The following is a 19,014-nucleotide window of genomic DNA, read 5'->3' on the forward strand; positions in this document are numbered from 1 at the left end:
ACCGCCCGGCCCCCGGAGCCCGGGGCGCGCACCCGAGCGGTGCGCCCCGGGCTCCGGCACGTCAGGAGGCGAACGCCAGGACGACGTTGTGGCCGCCGAACCCGAAGGAGTGGCTGACCGCCACCCGGACGTCCTGCCGGCGCGGCTCCTTGGTGACGCAGTCGATGCCGAAGCCCGCCGCGGGCGCCCGCAGGTTCCCCACCGGCGGCACCGTGCGGTGCTGGAGGGTCAACACGGTCAGCGCCGCCTCGACGGCGCCCGACGCCCCCAGGCTGTGCCCCAGGACGCCCTTCGGCGCGGTCACGCTCGGCCGGTGCGGCAGCACCCGGGAGATCAGCGCCGCCTCACCCGCGTCGTTCAGCGGCGTGGACGTCCCGTGCGCGTTGACGTGGTCGACGTCGCCCGGACCCAGGCCCGCGTCCGCGAGGGCCGTGCGCAGGGCGTCCTCCGCGCCCCGGCCGTCCGGGTCGGGCGCCGTCGGGTGGTGCGCGTCCGAGGTGCTGCCGCAGCCCACGAGCCGGGCCCGTACGGACGCGCCGCGTGCCGCCGCGTCCGCGGCGCGCTCCAGGACGAGGACGCCCGCGCCCTCCGCGAGGACGAAGCCGTCCCGGTCCTCGGCGAACGGCCGGGACGCGGTGGCCGCCGCGTCGGTCCGCCCGGACAGCGTGCCCATCCGCCAGAACCCGGCGGCCGCCATCGGGCTGACGGCCGCCTCGGTGCCGCCCGCCACGGCGACGTCGCACCGGCCGGCGGCCAGCAGGTCGCGGGCCACGGCGACCGCGGTGGCGCCGGACGCGCACGCGGTGGCCGGGGCGAGGGCCGGTCCGCGCGCCCCGAGGTCGATGGACACCTCCCCGGCCGCCATGTTCGGCAGGATCTGAGGGACGGTCAGCGCGGACACCAGTTCGACGCCCCGCTGCTCCAGGCGCCTGCCCTGCTCCTCGCGCACCGCGTCCGCGCCGACGCCGCAGCCGATGACGACGGCGACCCGCCGGGCGTCCCACGTCACGGGGTCCAGACCGGCGTCGTGGACGGCCTCCCGGGCGGCCAGCACCGCCAGCACGGTGTTGCGCGCCATGCGCCACGAGGCGCGCCCGACGCGCCGGTCCAGTTCCTCGCGGGACAGCGGGACGCGGCAGGAGAAGTCGACGGGCAGCCCCGCGAGCACCGGGTCGTGGGACGCCGTGCCCACGCCCCGGCACACCCCCTCCCAGGTCGCGTCGACACCCGCGCCGGCGGAGGTGACCAGGCCCAGACCCGTGACGGCGACGGTCATGCCGGGCCCACCGGCCGCGCGTTCTCCGCCCGCAGCGCGTCGAGGTGCCGGGCGACCTCCTGCAGGGTGGTGGTGCGGGAGGCGGCCTCGGTGCTCACCCGCACGCCCAGGCGTTCGTGGAGGACGAGCACCAGCTCGGTCAAGGCCAGCGAGTCCAGGTCCAGCTGCTCGAAGGTGCGCCCGGGCTCGATCTCGTCCTCGGGGACGCGGAAGGAGTCGGTCAGGACGGATCGGAGAACGTCGTAGGAGTCCGGCACGGTGAGTCCTTGCTGGGATGGGGGAGGGACGGGACGAGCTCCGCGACGCCCTCGTCGAACGAGACGGGCGGTACGAAGCCGAGGTCGCGGCGGGCCGCGGTGAGGTCGAAGTGGTGCGGGTGCAGCAGCTCCTCGACGAGGAACCGGCTCAGGGCGTGCGTGCGGGTGCTGCCGGCCAGGCGCAGCAGGGCGTCGGCCGCCGTCGCCGCGCCGGCCGCCAGCGGGGGCGGTACGGCGCACCAGTGGGCGCGGATCCCGGCGGCCCGCAGGAAGTGCCCGGTGATCTCGCGCAGGGTGCGCGGATCGCCCTGGCCGATGAAGTAGGCCCGGCCGCCCGTCTCCGGGCGGTCCCGCAGCCGGTCGAGGGCGAGCAGATGGGCGTGCGCGGCGGTGCGGACGTGGGTGGTGTCGACGAGGTTGCCGCCCTGCCCCGGCATCGGCAGCAGTCCGCCCCGCACGGCGCGCGTGAGGGCGGGCACGAAGTGCGGGTCGCCCGGCCCCCAGACGATGTGCGGGCGCAGCGACACCGTCGCCAGGTCCGGGCCGTGCGCGGCGAGCACCAGCGCCTCCGCCCGCGCCTTGGTCGCCGGGTAGGGAGCCAGGTGCCGGAGCGCGTACGGCAGGCTCTCGTCGACGCCCTCCAGGCCGCCGGGGCGGAAGACGACGCTGGCGGTGGAGGTGAACACCAGCGTGCGCACCCCGTGGGCCCGGCACTGCGCGATCACGTGCCGGGTCCCGGCGACGTTGGTGGTCCAGTACGGCCGGGGCGGGCCGCTGACCCCGGCCAGGGCGGCGTTGTGGACGACGGCGTCCTGGCCGGCGACCGCCCGGGAGACCGCGCCGGTGTCGGCGAGGTCGCCCAGGTACTGGCGGACGCCCAGCCGGTGCAGTGCGGCGCTGTGCCGCCGGTTCAGGGAGGTCACGGTGTCCCCCCGGGCGCGCAGGCGGCGGCAGAGTTCCAGGCCGAGGAAGCCGCTCCCTCCGGTGACGAGCACCCTCATGTCAGCCTCCCGCGCAGCCGCCGGGCGGCCCAGCCGGACAGCCGGTGCCGGTCGATCTTGGAGTTGTGCCGGGGGTCGGTGGGGAAGCCGGGGTGCAGCAGGAAGGCGCCCACCCGGTGGCCGTCCGGGTGCTTGCGCACGACGTCCCGCACGGCCGCCAGGGCCCCGGCGCGGGGCGCGGAGGGCAGCGGCTCCACGCAGAGCACGGGCAGTTCGCGGCGGGCCGTGCCGATGCCGACCAGGGCGGTGCGCCGTACACCCGGCACGGTGTCCGCGGTGGCCTCCAGGTCCTCGGGGGTCAGGGTGAAGGCGGCGCCCGTGTCCGTGTCGACCCCGGTGATCAGGTGGGCCCCGCGGCCCAGGAACCACAGCCGGCCCTCGTCGTCGATCCGGCCGAGGTCGCCCGTGCGGTGCAGCAGGCCCTCGTCGGTGACGCTCTTGGTGGCGGCGTCGGCGTCCGGGCGTCCGTGGTAGCCGGCGCTGACGGTGGGTCCGCCCACCGCGATCTCGCCGGCCCCGGTGGCGTCGGCGTCCAGGATCCGGGCCCGCACGCCGGGCAGCGGGCGGCCCAGGCAGGTACCGGCGTGCCCGGCGGGAGGCGCGGCGCGGGCGTCGCGCAGCTCGTGGTCGCCGATCGAGGAGACCGGCAGGCACTCCGTCGCGCCGTACACGCTGCGGATGTCCGCGTCGTCCGGGACCACGGCGCGCAGGGCGTCCGCGAGGCCGACGCGCAGCGGGGCGCCGAAGGACAGCACCTGCCGCACCGAGGGCAGCCTGATGCCGTGGCGGACGCAGTGCCGCGCGAGGAGGGTGAGCACGGCGGGCGACGCCAGGACGACGGTGGCCCGGTGTTCCAGGACGGGCCCCACCACCTCCCGCGGCCGGGTGCGGGCCGGAGCCAGGTGGTTCACCGCCGGGACGACGGTGACCGGTCCCAGCAGCGGGCCGAGCAGGGCGACGGGCAGGAAACCGGCGAGGAGGACGTCGTCGGGCCGGGGCCCGATCAGCGTGGTCAGCGCGTCGAGTTGTCCGGCCAGCGTGGAGAGGCGGTACTCGGCGCCCTTGGGCCGTCCCGTGGAGCCGGAGGTGAAGGCGATCAGGGCGGTGTCGTCGCCGTCGGGTTCGTGGAGGCCGGCCGGCGCTACCGGGCCGGCGTCCGGTGCCGTGGTGACCAGCCGCCGTACGCCCGGGACCGGGACCGGGCCGGTGACCAGGGGAACGCGCACGTGCGGCCGGCCCCAGCGCAGGACGCCGCGCCCGAGGTGGGCCAGGGCCTCGCCGACGAACACGTCCGGTGCGACGTCCTCCAGACAGCGGTTCACCTCGGCGCGCGGCTCGATGAGCACGGGGACGGCACCGAGCACGCCGAGGGCGTAGGTGACGGCCGTCAGGTCGTGGGCGTCGCGCGTCATCACGACGGCCTTGTGGCCGGGGCGCACCCCGGCGTCGTGCAGCGCCCGGGCGATCCGGTGGCAGCGGCGCAGCAGTTCACCCCGGCCCACCGCGCGGGACGTGCCCCCGCGGCAGGTGACCAGAGCCAGGCCGTCGGGCCGCTCGGCCAGCCGGGCGGCGAGCCCGGAAACGGTCGCGGTCATGCTGCTCCCGGGACGTCGCGGACGGGGCGGGCGGGTTCGGGTGCCGTGTCGCCCCTGACGGTGATGGTCATCGTGCTCCCAGGAAGTCGCGGATGAGGTAGGCCAGTTCGGGGGCCGCGTCCTCCATCACGTAGTGGCCGGCCTCCGGGAGGCGGTGCACGGCGGCCCGGGGGAAGCGGCGCTCCCACTCGCCCAGCAGGCCGGGGGTGAAGACCGGATCGCGCATGCCCCAGCCGACGAGCACCGGAAGCTCCGCCAACCCGGGTGCGTCGACGGGCGGTTCGAGGAGCCGCCAGACGGGGTCGGCCGGGTCGCGGGGGATCGCCCGTACGGCGTCGGTCACCGCCCCGCGTTCCGTGCGGCGGGCGTACGGCCGCAGGAGCGCGCGGCGTTCGGCGGGGGACAGCGGACGGTGCACACCGGCCCGCACGGCGGTCCGGGCGAAGCCGTTGGTCAGATGGACCAGGCCGGCGACCGGCCGGTGGTCCCGGATCCAGCGCAGGTAGAACGGCAGCCGGAACCCCTCGGGGAAGGGGAAGGCCACGGTGTTGCAGACGACGAGCCGCTCCACCACGCCCGGGTTGCGCAGCGCCCAGGCCGCGCCGAGCGGGCCGCCCCAGTCGTGCAGCACGAACGTCCATCCCCGCGCGGGCAGCCCCCGGTCCCGCACCAGGTGCCGGTGGAGGGCGTCCAGGCCCTCCAGTTGCGCCTCGTACGGGTCGGGCACCCCGCCCGCTGGACGCAGGTGCCGGGACAGTCCGAATCCGGGCAGGTCGGGTGCCAGACAGCGGGCGTGCGGGGCCAGCCGGTGCAGCAGCTTGCGCCAGACGTAGCTCCACGACGGATTGCCGTGCAGGAACAGCACCGGCCGGCCGCTGCCGAGGTCGAGGTAGTGCTGTCCGGTCACCGGCACGCGCCGCCAGTGCCTGGGGTCCGGGTAACCGGGCATCAGCCGCTCCAGCACGTCGGACGCGGGGGTCCGCCCGCCCGCCCCCGCCCGCACGGTCACCACCGGACCAGGGCCAGGCCGAAGCTGAACCCGCTGGCCAGGCCGATCATGGCCACCAGGTCGCCGCGCTCGACGCGGTCGGCGCGCACCGCCTTCGTCAGCTGCAACGGCAGGGAGGCCGCCGCGCAGTTGCCGTGCTCGGCCACCGCGGGCATGCACCGGTCCTCCGGCAGTCCGAACATGTCGAGCGTCTCCCGGTACTGCGGCATCGCGATCTGGTGGAAGGCGACGAAGGCACAGGAGGACACCGCGTCCAGCTCCTGGGCGGCCGTCTCGACGATGCGCGGCAGCGCGTCGAGGGCACCCTGCCGCAGGTCGCCGTTGAGCCGCAGCGTGGTGTGGTCGTCGTCCACCGACAGGTGGTGCATGCTGCCGCCGCCGGCCACCGTGCAGGCCTCCCAGGCCGCGGAGTTGCTGACGAAGCGCATCGACAGGACCCCCGGGTCGCCGTCGCCCGCCGGCCCGGCGGTGAGGACCATAGCGGCGCCCGCGTCGGAGGCGGTGTAGCCCGGCAGGGCCCGCAGCAGGGCCTGCCGGTCGGGGGCGTGCCAGCGGGTCGCCAGGGTGGCGGGCTCACCGCAGGCGATCAGGACCGTGCGGTAGCGGCCCGCCTCGATGAAGGAGGTGGCCACCTCCATCGCGTTGAGGACGCTGTTGCAGGCGTTCTTCACGTCGAACACCGGGCATTCCGCGCCGAGTTTGGCGGCGACCAGATGGGAGGTGGCGGGCTCGATCAGGTCCTGCGCGGTGGACGCGAACAGCAGCAGGTCCACGTCGCCGATCTTCAGCCCCGCCTCGTCGAGCGCCTGGCGGGCGGCGGTCACGGCGAGGTCGGAGGCGTTCTCGCCGTCCTCGTGCACATGGACGCCGCGCACCCCGGTGAGGTCCTCCAGCAGGCCGGGGGGCGGCGCGTAGCCGCCGGTCGCGGCGATGCGGTCGCGGGTCTCCTCCATGGTCCGGTAGCGGGACGGCAGATGGGCGGCGACGGCCGCGATGCGGGCACGCAGGGCTTCGGGCACCGCGTCACCGTAGCGGCGGCACCCCCGCTCATCAGGCCGGAACGTCCTCCGGACGATCATCTTCACCCCAACGAGTGGGCGCCGCTGGCCTTTTCGAACCGGAATGTTCTCTACTCCGCTGACAAAGCTGGCAATCGGCGCGAGAGGGCGGGAACTTGGCGATGCAGGAGTGCGAACGAGCCGTGGCGGTGGTGGGGGTCGGCTGCCGGCTCCCCGGAGGCATCACCGATCTGGACGGACTGTGGTCCGTGCTGCGTGAGGGGCGGGACATGGTCGGCGAGATGCCCGCCGACCGCTTCCCGAAGGACCGCACGGTCGACCCGGGAGCGGTCCGCCCGGGCCGCAGCTACACCTCCGCCGGCGGCTTCCTGCCGGACGTGGCGTCCTTCGACGCCGCCTACTTCGGCATGTCGCCCGCCGAGGCCCGGCACGTCGACCCGCAGCAGCGGCTGCTCCTGGAGATGGCCGCCGAGGCCCTGGACGACGCCGGTGTCCCCGCCGAGTCGCTGGCCGGGTCGGACACCAGCGTGTACGTGGGCGTCTCCGACCCGGCGTACGGCGTCGGCCTGTCGATGACGCCGGACCACACCAGCCCGCACACCATGCCCGGCGCCACCCTGTCCATCACCGCCAACCGCCTGTCGTACGCCTTCGACCTGCGCGGCCCCAGCATGGCCGTCGACACCGCCTGCTCGTCCGCGCTGGTCGCTCTGGACCGTGCCTGCCGCACCCTGCACGAGGGCACCGGCCGCGTCGCCCTCGCCGCCGGCGTCAACGTCCTGATCAGCCCCTACTCGTTCGCCGGGTTCTCGTACGCCGGCATGCTGTCCCGGCGCGGGCGCTGCGCGGCCTTCTCCGCCGACGCCGACGGCTTCGTCCGCGCCGAGGGCGGAGCCGTCCTCGTCCTCAAGCGCCTCGCCGACGCGGTCGCGGACGGCGACCGGATCCACGCCGTGCTCGCCGCCACCGGCAACAACACCGACGGTCGCAGCACCGGCATGATCGTGCCCAGCGCCGAGACGCAGGAGGCACTGCTGCACGAGGTCTACGCGCGGGCCGGCGTCGGCCCCGACGACCTGCTGTACGTCGAGGCGCACGGCACCGGCACCCAGGCCGGCGACCCCGCCGAGGCCGAGGCCATCGGCCGCGCCCTCGGCACGTGCCGCAGCCGCGGCCCGCTGCCGATCGGGTCGGTGAAGTCCAACCTCGGCCACCTGGAGCCCGCCTCCGGCATGGCGGGCCTGCTCAAGGCGATCCTGGTGCTGCGCCACCGGCTCGTCCCGGCGTCCCTGCACGCCCTCCCGCTCAACCCCCGCATCGACTTCGACGGCCTGAACCTCGCCCCCGCCGTCGAGCCCGTCCCCGTACGGGACGACGAGCGGGCCGCCGTCGGCGTGAGCGCCTTCGGCTTCGGCGGGGCCAACGCCCACGCCGTGCTCGTCCCGCCGCCCGCCGCCCGCGAACCGGAGCCGGCACCCGGCGGGTCCGGACGCCCGCTGCCCCTGATGGTGTCCGCACGCTCCGGCCCGGCGCTGAAGGAACTGGCCGGGCGCATGGCCGAGCGGCTGCGGGCCGCGGACCCGGGGGAGTTCCACGACCTCGCCCGCACCAGCACCGTACGGCGCACCGCGCACCCGCACCGTGCCGCCGTCCTGGCCGCCGACCCGGCGGACGCCGCCCGCCAGCTGGACCTCCTGGCGGCCGCGGAGCCCGCGCGCGGGGCCATGGTGCGGGTGAGCGAGCGGGAGGGCACCGCGTTCGTCTACGCGGGGAACGCCTCCCAGTGGCCCGGCATGGGAGCCGACCTGCTCGACGCCGAGCCGGTCTTCCGCCGGGCCGTCGAGGAGGCCGACGCGGCCCTCGCCCCGTACCTCGGCCGGTCCGTGATGAAGGAACTCGCCCACCCGGCGCCACGCACCTGGCAGCGCACCGAGGTCGCCCAGCCCGCCCTGTTCGCCCTGCAGGCCGGGCTCACCGCCCTGCTCGCCTCGTACGGCGTGCGGCCCGGCGCGGTGGCCGGACACAGCGTCGGCGAGGTCGCCGCCGCCCACGCCGCCGGGATCCTCACCCTGGAGCAGGCCGCCCTGGTGATCGCCGAACGCAGCCGCACCCAGGGCACCACCGCCGGCCGGGGCCGCATGGCCGCCGTCGGTCTGCCCGAGGAAGCGGCCCGCGAGGAACTCGCCGCCTATAACGGCGCGTTGGAGATCGCGGGCGTCAACAGCGACCGGGACGTGACCGTCGCCGGGGATCCCGACGCGCTCACCGCCTGGGGCGCCGGCCTCACCGCCCGCGGCGTGTTCTTCCGCGACCTCGACCTGGACTACGCCTTCCACAGCCGGGCCATGGACCCCATCCGCGAGCCGCTGCTCACCGCGCTGGACGGACTCGCCCCCGCCCGCGCCCGCATCCCGTTCGTCTCCACCGTCACCGGCACCCTCCTGGACGGACCCGAGCTGGACGCCTCGTACTGGTGGCGCAACGTGCGTGAACCGGTCAGGTTCGCCGAGGCCGCCGCCCGGCTCACCGACGGACACGCCGGCACCCTCGTGGAGATCGGCCCGCACCCGGTGCTCCGCCCGTACCTGCGCCGCACCGGCGCCACCTGCGTGCCCACCCTGCACCGCGAGGGCGACGGCCCCCGCGAGACGGCCGCCGCGGTCGCCGCCGTCCTCGCCGCCGTGCCCGGCACGGACCTCGGCGCACACTTCCCCCGCCGGGGCCGCGTCGTCGACCTGCCCGCCTACCCCTGGCAGCGGCAGCGGTACTGGCACGGCACCCCGCAGGGCCTGATCAGCGGCACCAGCGGCAACGGCCTGCTCGACCACCCGCTGGTCGGCGAGCGGATGCCCGCCCCGCACCCGGTGTGGCACGGCACCGTCGAACCCCAGCTGGTGTCCTGGCTCGGCGACCACCGGATCGGCGACGACGTCCTCATGCCGGCCGCCGCCTACGTCGACATGGCGCTCAGCGCGGGCCGGATGGCCCTGGACCGCCCCGTCGAGGTACGGCACCTGGAGATCGGCCGGCCGCTGTCCGTGCCGTGGCCCGACCCGACCCCGGTCGCCCTCCAGACCGCCGTCACCCCGGACGACGGCGCGCTCACCGTCAGCGTCCGCGAGGAACTCCACGGGGAGTGCCGGCCCGTCGTCCGCGCCCAGGTCCGCACCCTGCTCGGCGCCGCACCGGAGCGGCTCGACGTGGAGGCGCTGCGCGCCCGCTGCGAACGAACCCTCGACGGCGACGCGTTCTACCGCATGTGCCACGCCATCGGCCTGAACTGCGGCCCCGACTTCCAGCTCATCGACCGCATCGACGCGGGCGACGGCGAGGTGCTGGTCTCCTACCGGCTGCGGCACGACGCCGCCGCCTTCACCGCCCACCCGGTCCTGCTCGACGCCCCGCTCCAGGCCACCGTCGCCCTCGCCGGACCGACGGCGGAGTCCGCCGGGTTCCTGCCGACCGTGTTCGGCGCCGTCCGCGTCTGGCGCACCCCCTCGCCCACCGGGATCGTGCACCTGCGCCGGCGCTCCCGCAGCGCCAACGAGATGTGCTGGGACATCACCTACGCCGACCCCGACGGCACGGTCACCGCCGAGATCGACGGCTGCCGGACCCGCCGCGGCCACATGACCGGGGACACCCCGCTCACCGTCCAGCGCACCGTGCTCCGCGCCGCCCCGCTCCCGGGCTCCCCGGCCGGCCCGAGCCCGCTGCCCGCCCCCGCCGAGCTGACGCGCGCCGCCGCGCCCCGCCTCACCGCCGCGCGGGCCGCCCTCGACGGGACCGGCCACCACCGCTTCGTCGCCGCCGCCGAACGCGCCGGCGCGCACTGCTGGGCCGCCACCCTGCGCGGCCTGCTCACCGACCCGACGGCACCGTTCACGGTGGCCGACCTGGTGGCGGGCGGCATGCAGACCCGGCACCGGCGGGCGGCCCGCCTCATGCTGCCTGCACTGGCCGCGCACGGGCTCGCCCGGCAGGACGGTGACCACTGGCAGCTGACCGGCGCCGGAGAGGCGCCCGGAAGCGTGCTGCGGGCGCTGGTGGAGGACCACCCCGGTCACGGCGCCGAGACCCTGCTGCTCAACCGGCAGCTGTGCCGCCTGCCCGAGGTGGTGCGCGGCGAGACCGACGCCGCCGACCTGCTGCCGCCTAGCGACAGCACCCTCGACCAGCTCCACGAGACCGGCCCCGCCCACCGCTACACCCACCGGGCCGTGCAGGCGGTGCTCGGAGCCCTCGTCGAACGCTGGCCCGCCGACCGGCCGCTGCGCGTCCTGGAGGTCGGCGCCACCACCGGCGCCCTGACGGCGGCGGTGCTGCCCGTGCTCCCCGCCGACCGCACCCGCTACGTCTGCACGGCCCCGGCCGGCGCCGGCTTCACCCGCGCCGAACACCGTTTCGCCGCATACGACTTCACCGAGTACCGCACCCTGGACCCGGACAGCGACCTCCTCGCCCAGGGGCTGCCGCGCGGCGGCTTCGACCTCGTCCTCGCGGGCGACGCCCTGCACGCCACCCCCGACCTCGCCGCGACCCTGCGCCGGCTGCGCGACGTGCTCGCCCCCGGCGGCCACCTGCTGGCCGCCGAACCGCACCACACGGTGCTCCAGGCGCTGCGCTCCGCCATGCTGAACGACTTCTGGGAGCGCGACGACCACGCCCTCCGCCCCGCCTGCCGCGTTCTGCCCCACGACCGGTGGGCGCCGCTGCTGGAGGAGTGCGGCTTCACCGGCGTCGTCCAGCACGGCCCCGAGGACCGCAGCCTGCTCCTCGCCGCCGCGCCCCAGGAACGGGACGACGCTCAGCAGGACGCGAACGAGCCGCCCGTGACGGCGACGGGCGCCCCTTGGGTGATCGCCGTCGAGGACGGCACCGAGACCCCGACCGCGCGCGAACTCGCCGCTCTCCTCGGCGGGGCCGCCGTCGTCACCGCACCCGAGGACCCCGACGCCTGGCGCGCGACGCTCCCCGCCGCCACCGGCCCGCGGGTCGTCCTCCTGCTCGCGGAACCCGGACCGGACGACACCGTCCCGCGGACCGTCCGCCGCGCCGCCCTGCTGCGCTCCCTGGCCACCGCCTGCGAGTCCGTCGAGGGCCGCACACAGCCCCTGCTGTGGCTGGTCACCCGGCCCACCGGCCTCTTCCCGGCCCCCGAGCAGCCGGCCCACCCGGGCGACGCGGCCGTCTGGGCGGCCTGCCGCACCCTCGCCAACGAACGGCCCGACCTGGACCTGCGGCGCCTGTCCTGCCACCGCACCGGCGACCCCGCCACCGACGCCGGGCGCCTCGCCGGGGAACTCCTCGCCCCCGGCGACGACGACCCGGGTGCCCGCGAGGACGAGGTCGTGCTGACCCGGCGGGGCCGGTTCGTCCCCCGGCAGACGCAGCACCCGGCGGGGGAGGCCCCGGCCGTCCCGCCCGGCACGCCGTACATCCTGGAGGTCCGCGACCCCGGCCTGCACCGGCGGCTCGTCTGGCGTGAGACGGAACTGCCGGAACCGGGACCCGGCGAGGTCACCGTCGAACTGCGGGCCGTGGCCCTGAACTACCGCGACCCCATGCGTGCCAACGGTCTGCTGCCGCCCGAGGCGGTGGAGAACAGCCCCCTCGGCCGGGGGCTCGGGACCGACGGAGCGGGCGTCGTGACCGCCGTCGGACCCGACGTGCGGGACCTGCGGCCCGGCGACCGGGTCACCGGCCTGATGCCCGCCGCCCTCGCCTCCCACACGACGACCCCCGCCGCCGCCGTCGTCCGTGTCCCCGACGCGATGAGCTTCGCGGAGGCCGCCACCTTCCCCGTCGCCTTCCTCACCGTCCACCACACCCTCGTCCACCAGGCCCGCCTCACGGCCGGTGAGACCCTCCTCGTGCACGGCGGCGCCGGCGCGGTCGGCCTCGCCGTCCTGCAGTGCGCCCGCCGGCAGGGCGCCCGGGTCATCGCCACCGCCGGCACCGAGACCAAGCGGGACCTGCTCCGCACGCTCGGCGCCGACCACGTCCTCGACTCCCGCAGCCTGGACTTCGTCCCCCGGGTGCGCGAACTCACCGGCGGGCAGGGCGTGGACGTCGTGGTGAACTCCCTCAGCGGCGAGGCCGTCGCCCGCGGCCTGGACCTGCTCCGCCCCAACGGCCGCTTCATCGAACTCGGCAAGCGGGACATCTTCCTCAACAACCCGCTCACGCTGCGCCCGTTCGACCGCAGCCTCACCTTCATCGGCTTCAACCTCGACGCCGTGATCGACGCCCCCGCCCTGCGCTCCCGGCTCATCGAGGACTTCGGCGCCCTCGTGGCCGACGGCGCCTACCGGCCGCTGCCGCACACCGCCCACCCCGCCGCCCGGGTCGACGAGGCCTTCCACCTCCTCCAGCACTCCCGGCACACCGGGAAGGTCGTCGTCACCTTCGACCCGCTCGACGAACCCGTCCCGGTGGAACCCGCGCCCGGCACGCCCCGCCTCGACGGCGACGGCACCTACCTGGTCACCGGCGGCACCAGTGGTTTCGGCGCCGCCACGGCCCGCCGCCTCGCCGGCCTGGGAGCCCGGCACCTCGCCCTTCTCTCCCGCCGGGGACCCGACGCGCCCGAGGCGCCCGAACTGCTCCGGGACCTCACCGAACAGGGCGTGCGGGCCACCGTGCACGCGGCCGACGTCACCGACGAGGCCGCCGTGCGCCGGATCCTCGACGCCGTGGACGCCGACGGGCATCCCCTGCGCGGTGTCGTGCACGCGGCCATGCACATGGACGACGCGGCCCTCGCCGACCTCACCGACGAGCGGTTCGCCGCGGTGCTGGCGCCCAAGGCGGGCGGCGCGGCCCTGCTGGACCGGCTCACCGCCGGCCGCGACCTGGATCTGTTCCTCGCCCACTCGTCCGTGTCCGCCGCCATCGGCAACCCGGGACAGGCCGCCTACGCCGCGGCCAACGCCTACCTGGAGGCCCTCGCCCGGGCCCGCCGGGCCGCGGGCCGGCCGGGCACGGCCCTGGCGTGGGGGCCGATCGGCGGCACCGGGTACGTCGCCCGCACCGGGATGGAGTCCGCGATGACCGAACGCGGCCTGGAACTCCTCAGCTCCGGCGAGGCCCTCGACGTGGCCGGACGCCTGCTGGCCGCCGGCACCGACGTCGCCGGGGCGGGCCGCTACCGCTGGGGGGCCGCACGCCATCTGCTGCCGGCCCTGGCCACCCCCCGGTTCGCCCGGCTGGCACCGGCATCCGCCGTGGCCTCCCCGGACGCCCGCGACGCACTGCTGCGCACGCTGGCCGGACTGCCCGCCGACGAGGCCGTGGAAAAGATCACCGAGACGCTGACCCAGCTCCTCGCCACGGTTCTCCAGACCGACCCGGCGGGTCTGGACCCCGCGCACCACGTCACCGACTACGGACTCGACTCACTGCTCGGCATGCAGTTCCTGGTCCAGGCCAGGGACCTGTTCGACATCCGGCTCGCCCCGGCCGACCTGGCCACCGGGCGCACCCTGCACCACTTCGCCCGCCTGGTGCACCAGCGCCTCGCCCCCGGGACCGGCCAGGAGTAGCCGGCCGACACCGTCCGCCGTGCCGTGCCGTCCGCCCTGCCCGCCAGGCACGGCGGACGGCCGCACGTCTCAGCGGCGCACCGAGCGCGGCCCGGTGACGTCGGCACCCAGCGCCGTCACCCGGCGGCGCAGTTCACGGTCGGCGGTGACCACCAGCACCGGGCGGTCGCCCGCCGCGGCCACCAGCTCGACCATGTGGTCGTCCCCGCTGCCGGACGCCGACGCCACCCGGACGCCCGGCACCGGCTCCACTCCGCGCGCCGCACCCTCCACGACCAGCAGGATGTCCACCGGCCCGGCGTGCCCGGGCAGCCCGTCGGCGGCCAGCCGGTCCCGCAGCCGTTCCGCGGCGCCCCGCCGGTCCCGCCACCAGCCGTCGGGCACCGACCCCACGACGTTCGCGGCGTCCACGATCACGAGCAGGGCGTCTTCCATACGGTCAGGGTCCCACGCAAGCCGGGCAATCCCGCCGCGGGGGCGGCCGTACGGCGGGGTGCCCGCGCCCGCCCCGCGGAGCCGTGTGCGTAAGGTGAACAGGTGAACGGCGACTGGCTTCTCCGCGGCCGCGACGGCCGCCTCACCGTCTATCTGAAATCGGACGACGCCGTCCTGTGCCGTGCGGAGCTCGCTCCCGGCGGACACTGGGAGCCCTTCCGCCAGGCCGGCGGCGGCCTGGGGCTCCACCCGGGACCGGCTGCCGTGGGACAGGGCGCCGACGGCTACGCCCATCTGGCGGCCTGGCGGCCGGCCGGGAAGGGCGAGGCCCGCCTGGTGCACTCCACCCACTTCCGCCCCCGCCTCGCCCCCCTGGACTGGGCCCCCGTCGGCCACCCCAACGGCAAGGGGGACCGCACCGGCACCCCGGCCGTGGCCGTCGACGACCGCAGGCGCGCCTACGTCTTCGTCCGCAACGCGGGCGGCGGCGTCAGTCTCCTCGTCCAGAAGGAGCGGGGCGGCTGGTACCCGTGGCGGGACCTCGCGGGCACGGACATCCAGGACCAACTCGCCGCCACGAGCCGGGAGTCCGGGCTCGTCGAGCTGTACGCGGCCACCGACGACCGGATCCTGCACTGGCGCCAGCAGGAGCCCGGAGGGACCCCGGCCCGGGAGGAGGAGGCCGAGGTCACCGCCCGCCCGGGCACCCTGCGCGCCCTGCGCACGTCCGCCGAGCGGATCACCCTCTTCTTCGTCGACCGGCACGGCGACCTGTGCGCCTGGCGCCCCGGCGGCAAGCCGGTGACGCTGCTTCCCGCGGCGGGACCCGGCCCCGTCACGGCCGTGCGCTGCGCCATCGACGGGCACGACTGCACGGTGCTCGCCCAGCGTTCCGCGAGCGGCCGGGTGGCGTTCGCCGCCTACCCCACCGAGCAGGAGCAGGCGGGCGCCTGGTGGACCGAGTCCGGCCCCCAGCTGCCGTCCGGCACCCTGGTCTCCCTGGCCGTCGACGCCCGGGGAGAGGTCGTCGCGGCCTCCCTCGAGCCCGACTCCGCCACGCTCCGGGTCACCCGCCGCACGGACGAACCCGGCCTGGCGCTGCGTCCGTGGCGGGAGGTCTGAGGGGCCGCCGACGACGTCCCCCACGGCGGCGGCCGTCCGGCCGACGGCGTCGGCGACCCGGCCGGCAGGTCAGGAACCGCCGCCGGTCGCCGGGGACTTCTTGGCCGACTCCGGGATCTCCCTGTCGCTGCGGATGGCCTTCCACAGCGTGGACGCCTGCGGCTCGGCGGCCACCACGCGGCCGTCTCCCGCCAGACCGCCCCCGGCGGGCAGGAGTTCGGGGCGTGGACCGTGGCGGGCTGACCCCGCCCCGCACGCGAAGAGGGCCTCCGTCGTCGCCGACGGAGGCCCTCTTCGGTCACTCAGGTGACTCACGCGGGAACCGACGCGACCCCCGGCTCCAGGAACCGCTTGCCGTTCACGCGCTCGGAGACACCCTCACGGTCCAGGTACGGCGTGATGCCGCCCAGGTGGAAGGGCCAGCCGGCGCCCGTGATCAGGCACAGGTCGATGTCCTGGGCCTCGGCGACGACGCCCTCGTCGAGCATCAGCCCGATCTCCTGCGCCACCGCGTCCAGCACCCGCTCGCGGACCTGCTCCTCGGTCAGGACGGTGTCGCCCTGCTTCAGCAGCGCGGCGACCTCCGGGTCCAGCTCCGGCTTGCCGGAGTCGTACACGTAGAAGCCGCGCTTGCCCGCCTCGACGACCGCCTTGAGGTTCGGGGAGACGGTGAACCGCTCCGGGAACGCCCGGTTGAGGGTCTCGGAGACGTGCAGGCCGATCGCCGGACCGACCAGCTCCAGCAGCACCAGCGGCGACATCGGCAGACCGAGCGGCTCGACGGCCTTCTCGGCGACCTCGACCGGGGTGCCCTCGTCGATGACGTTCTGGATCTCGCCCATGAAGCGGGTCAGGATGCGGTTGACGACGAACGCCGGGGCGTCCTTCACCAGCACCGCGGTCTTCTTCAGCTTCTTGGCGACACCGAACGCCGTGGCCAGCGACGCGTCGTCCGTCTTCTCGCCGCGCACGATCTCCAGCAGCGGGAGGACCGCGACCGGGTTGAAGAAGTGGAAGCCGACGACCCGCTCGGGGTGCTGCAGCTTCGACGCCATCTGCGACACGGACAGCGAGGAGGTGTTGGTGGCGAGGACCGCGTGCGCCGGGGCGACCGCCTCGACCTCCGCGAACACCTGCTGCTTGACGCCCATCTCCTCGAAGACGGCCTCGATGATGAAGTCGGCGTCCGCGAAGCCCTCGGCCTTGTCCAGCACACCGGTGACCAGGGCCTTGAGGCGGTTGGCCTTGTCCTGGTTGACACGGCCCTTGCCGAGCAGCTTGTCGATCTCGGCGTGGACGTAGCCGACGCCCTTGTCGATGCGCTCCTGGTCGATGTCCGTGAGGACGACCGGCACCTCGAGGCGGCGCAGGAACAGCAGCGCGAGCTGGGAGGCCATCAGACCGGCGCCGACGACACCGACCTTGGTGACCGGGCGGGCCAGGCTCTTGTCCGGGGCGCCCGCGGGACGCTTGCCGCGCTTCTGCACCAGGTTGAACGCGTAGATGCCGGAGCGCAGTTCGCCGCCCATGATCAGGTCGGCGAGCGCCTGGTCCTCGGCGTCGTACCCCTTCTGCAGGTCGCCGTCCTTGGCCTCGGCGATGATGTCCAGGGCGCGGTAGGCGGCCGGGGCGGCGCCGTGCACCTTGGAGTCGGCGATGAAGCGCCCCTTGGCGACGGCCTGGTCCCAGGCCTCGCCGCGGTCGATCGCCGGACGCTCGACCGAGATCTCGCCCTTGAGGACGGACGCGGTCCAGATCAGCGACTGCTCCAGGAAGTCCGCGCCCTCGAACAGCGCGTCCGCGATGCCGAGTTCGTAGACCTGCTTGCCCTTGAGCTGCCGGTTCTGGTTGAGGCTGTTCTCGATGATCACCGAGACGGCCTTCTCCGCGCCGATCAGGTTCGGCAGCAGGGTGCAGCCGCCCCAGCCGGGCACCAGGCCGAGGAACACCTCGGGCAGCGAGAAGGCGGGCAGCGCCGCGGACACCGTGCGGTAGGTGCAGTGCAGACCGACCTCGACGCCACCGCCCATGGAGGCGCCGTTGTAGTACGCGAAGGTCGGCACGGCCAGCTTCGACAGCCGCTTGAAGACGTCGTGGCCGCCCTTGCCGATGGCCAGCGCGTCCTCGTGGCGCTTCAGCAGCTCGACGCCCTTGAGGTCGGCGCCGACCGCGAAGATGAACGGCTTGCCGGTGACGCCGACACCGACGATCTCGCCGTCCGCGGCCTCCTTCTCGACCTGGTCGATCGCGGCGTCGATGTTCGCCAGCGACTGCGGGCCGAGCGTGGTCGGCTTGGTGTGGTCGTGGCCGTTGTCCAGGGTGATCAGGGCGAAGCGCCCCACACCCAGCGGCAGGTCGAAGTGGCGTACGTGCGCCTGCGTGACGACCTCGCCCGGGAACAGCTCGGCCGCACCCTTCAGAAGCTCTGCGGTGGTGCTCACTTGTCCCCCTCGAAGTGCGGGTTTTCCCAGACGACCGTCGCGCCCATGCCGAAGCCGACGCACATGGTGGTCAGGCCGTAGCGGACCTGCGGCTGCTCCTCGAACTGGCGGGCCAGCTGCGTCATCAGGCGGACGCCGGAGGAGGCCAGCGGGTGGCCGAACGCGATGGCGCCGCCGTACTGGTTGACGCGGGCGTCGTCGTCGGCGATGCCGTAGTGCTCCAGGAACGCGAGGACCTGGACGGCGAAGGCCTCGTTGATCTCGAACAGGCCGATGTCGTCGATGGACAGGCCCGCCTGCGCGAGGGCCTTCTCCGTCGCCGGGATCGGTCCGTAGCCCATGACCTCGGGCTCCACGCCGGCGAAGGCGTAGGAGACCAGGCGCATCTTGACCGGCAGGCCGTTCTCGCGGGCGAAGTCCTCGGAGGCGATGACCGAGGCGGTGGCGCCGTCGTTCAGACCGGCCGCGTTGCCGGCGGTGACCCGGCCGTGCACGCGGAACGGCGTCTTCAGGCCCGCCAGGTTCTCCAGCGTGGTGCCCGGGCGCATCGGCTCGTCGGCGGTGACCAGACCCCAGCCGGTCTCGCCGCCCTCGGGGCTGGTCCGGCGCACGGAGATCGGCACCAGGTCGGCCTGGATCTTGCCGTTGGCGTACGCCTTGGCGGCCTTCTCCTGGGAGCGCACCGCGTACTCGTCGGCGCGCTGCTTGGTGATGCTCGGGTAACGGTCGTGCAGGTTCTCCGCGGTCATGCCCATGAACAGGGCGGACTCGTCGACCAGCTTCTCGGAGACGAACCGCGGGTTGGGGTCCACGCCCTCACCCATCGGGTGGCGGCCCATGTGCTCGACACCGCCCGCGATGGCGACGTCGTACGCGCCGAAGGCGACGGAGCCGGCCACCGTGGTCACGGCGGTCAGGGCGCCCGCGCACATGCGGTCGATGGAGTAACCCGGGACCGAGGTGGGCAGGCCCGCGAGGATGCCGGCCGTACGGCCGATGGTCAGGCCCTGGTCGCCGATCTGCGTGGTCGCGGCGACGGCGACCTCGTCGATCTTCTTCGGGTCGAGACCCGGGTTGCGGCGCAGCAGCTCCCGGATCGCCTTGACGACCAGGTCGTCGGCGCGGGTTTCGTGGTAGATGCCCTTCGGGCCCGCCTTGCCGAACGGGGTGCGGACGCCGTCGACGAAGACGACGTCCCTGACGGTACGAGGCACGATGGCTCTCCTCCAGGGTGCGGGATGCTGAGCGCTTGCTTACGACCCATGCTACTTGCGGGTAACGTAACTGCACACCCCCGTCGGCCGGAGCGGTGAAC

General features: G+C 75.3%; 11 protein-coding genes and 1 pseudogene. 2 read left to right on the forward strand and 10 right to left on the reverse strand.

Going from position 1 to position 19,014, the window contains the following annotated elements; translation table 11 throughout:
• Positions 1–61 precede the first annotated feature (61 nt).
• The 6 genes from ACIF8S_RS01460 to ACIF8S_RS01485 all read right to left on the reverse strand — a co-directional run bounded on the left by ACIF8S_RS01460 (position 62) and on the right by ACIF8S_RS01485 (position 6,157).
• Positions 62–1,276: a beta-ketoacyl-[acyl-carrier-protein] synthase family protein gene (locus ACIF8S_RS01460; RefSeq protein ID WP_399996673.1), complete on the reverse strand. Its 1,215-nt coding sequence runs from the start codon at positions 1,274–1,276 to the stop codon at positions 62–64.
• Positions 1,273–1,533: an acyl carrier protein gene (locus ACIF8S_RS01465; RefSeq protein ID WP_399996674.1), complete on the reverse strand. Its 261-nt coding sequence runs from the start codon at positions 1,531–1,533 to the stop codon at positions 1,273–1,275. Before ACIF8S_RS01465 ends, ACIF8S_RS01460 begins: the two co-directional genes overlap by 4 nt.
• Positions 1,497–2,534 carry an NAD-dependent epimerase/dehydratase family protein gene (locus tag ACIF8S_RS01470; protein WP_399996676.1) on the reverse strand — a complete coding sequence of 346 codons (1,038 nt, stop codon included), beginning with the start codon at positions 2,532–2,534 and terminating at the stop codon, positions 1,497–1,499. The genes ACIF8S_RS01465 and ACIF8S_RS01470 overlap by 37 nt, the downstream gene beginning before the upstream one ends.
• Positions 2,531–4,129: an AMP-binding protein gene (locus ACIF8S_RS01475; RefSeq protein ID WP_399996677.1), complete on the reverse strand. Its 1,599-nt coding sequence runs from the start codon at positions 4,127–4,129 to the stop codon at positions 2,531–2,533. Before ACIF8S_RS01475 ends, ACIF8S_RS01470 begins: the two co-directional genes overlap by 4 nt.
• A gap of 67 nt (positions 4,130–4,196) precedes the next feature.
• On the reverse strand, positions 4,197–5,141 hold the full coding sequence (locus ACIF8S_RS01480) for an alpha/beta fold hydrolase (RefSeq protein ID WP_399996678.1): 945 nt from the start codon (positions 5,139–5,141) through the stop codon (positions 4,197–4,199).
• Positions 5,135–6,157, reverse strand: a complete 1,023-nt coding sequence (locus tag ACIF8S_RS01485) for a 3-oxoacyl-ACP synthase III family protein (protein WP_399996679.1) — start codon at positions 6,155–6,157, stop codon at positions 5,135–5,137. The genes ACIF8S_RS01480 and ACIF8S_RS01485 overlap by 7 nt, the downstream gene beginning before the upstream one ends.
• Positions 6,158–6,318: 161 nt before the next feature.
• Here ACIF8S_RS01485 and ACIF8S_RS01490 point away from each other — a divergent pair, with 161 nt between their 5' ends.
• Positions 6,319–13,701 carry an SDR family NAD(P)-dependent oxidoreductase gene (locus ACIF8S_RS01490; RefSeq protein WP_399997056.1) on the forward strand — a complete coding sequence of 2,461 codons (7,383 nt, stop codon included), beginning with the start codon at positions 6,319–6,321 and terminating at the stop codon, positions 13,699–13,701.
• Positions 13,702–13,770: 69 nt separating this feature from the next.
• Here the strand turns inward: ACIF8S_RS01490 and ACIF8S_RS01495 are convergent, their stop codons facing one another.
• On the reverse strand, positions 13,771–14,136 hold the full coding sequence (locus tag ACIF8S_RS01495) for an NTP pyrophosphohydrolase (protein WP_399996680.1): 366 nt from the start codon (positions 14,134–14,136) through the stop codon (positions 13,771–13,773).
• A 102-nt stretch (positions 14,137–14,238) separates the two neighbouring features.
• Between ACIF8S_RS01495 and ACIF8S_RS01500 the strand changes: the two genes are divergently transcribed.
• Positions 14,239–15,258, forward strand: coding sequence for a hypothetical protein (locus ACIF8S_RS01500; protein WP_399996681.1), 1,020 nt, complete (start codon positions 14,239–14,241; stop codon positions 15,256–15,258).
• A 69-nt stretch (positions 15,259–15,327) separates the two neighbouring features.
• On the opposite strand, the pseudogene ACIF8S_RS01505 reads toward ACIF8S_RS01500, so the two are convergent.
• The 3 genes and pseudogenes from ACIF8S_RS01505 to ACIF8S_RS01515 all read right to left on the reverse strand — a co-directional run.
• A pseudogene (locus ACIF8S_RS01505) lies at positions 15,328–15,441 on the reverse strand (LytR family transcriptional regulator); the annotation flags it as partial.
• 128 nt (positions 15,442–15,569) lie between these two features.
• Positions 15,570–17,699, reverse strand: a complete 2,130-nt coding sequence (locus ACIF8S_RS01510; RefSeq protein ID WP_399996682.1) for a 3-hydroxyacyl-CoA dehydrogenase NAD-binding domain-containing protein — start codon at positions 17,697–17,699, stop codon at positions 15,570–15,572.
• Positions 17,696–18,913: an acetyl-CoA C-acyltransferase gene (locus tag ACIF8S_RS01515; RefSeq protein WP_024884733.1), complete on the reverse strand. Its 1,218-nt coding sequence runs from the start codon at positions 18,911–18,913 to the stop codon at positions 17,696–17,698. The genes ACIF8S_RS01510 and ACIF8S_RS01515 overlap by 4 nt, the downstream gene beginning before the upstream one ends.
• Positions 18,914–19,014: the final 101 nt, after the last annotated feature.

The organism is Streptomyces sp. NPDC085937 (genome assembly GCF_044540535.1).
In the GTDB taxonomy this organism is placed as follows: domain Bacteria; phylum Actinomycetota; class Actinomycetes; order Streptomycetales; family Streptomycetaceae; genus Streptomyces.

What these genes read in the sequence shown, in the direction of transcription:
- ACIF8S_RS01475 (WP_399996677.1), bottom strand. Translation starts at nt 4,129, where the DNA reads ATGACCGCGACCGTTTCCGGGCTCGCCGCCCGGCTGGCCGAGCGGCCC.
- ACIF8S_RS01470 (WP_399996676.1), bottom strand. Translation starts at nt 2,534, where the DNA reads ATGAGGGTGCTCGTCACCGGAGGGAGCGGCTTCCTCGGCCTGGAACTC.
- ACIF8S_RS01495 (WP_399996680.1), bottom strand. Translation starts at nt 14,136, where the DNA reads ATGGAAGACGCCCTGCTCGTGATCGTGGACGCCGCGAACGTCGTGGGG.
- ACIF8S_RS01460 (WP_399996673.1), bottom strand. Translation starts at nt 1,276, where the DNA reads ATGACCGTCGCCGTCACGGGTCTGGGCCTGGTCACCTCCGCCGGCGCG.
- ACIF8S_RS01490 (WP_399997056.1), top strand. Translation starts at nt 6,319, where the DNA reads ATGCAGGAGTGCGAACGAGCCGTGGCGGTGGTGGGGGTCGGCTGCCGG.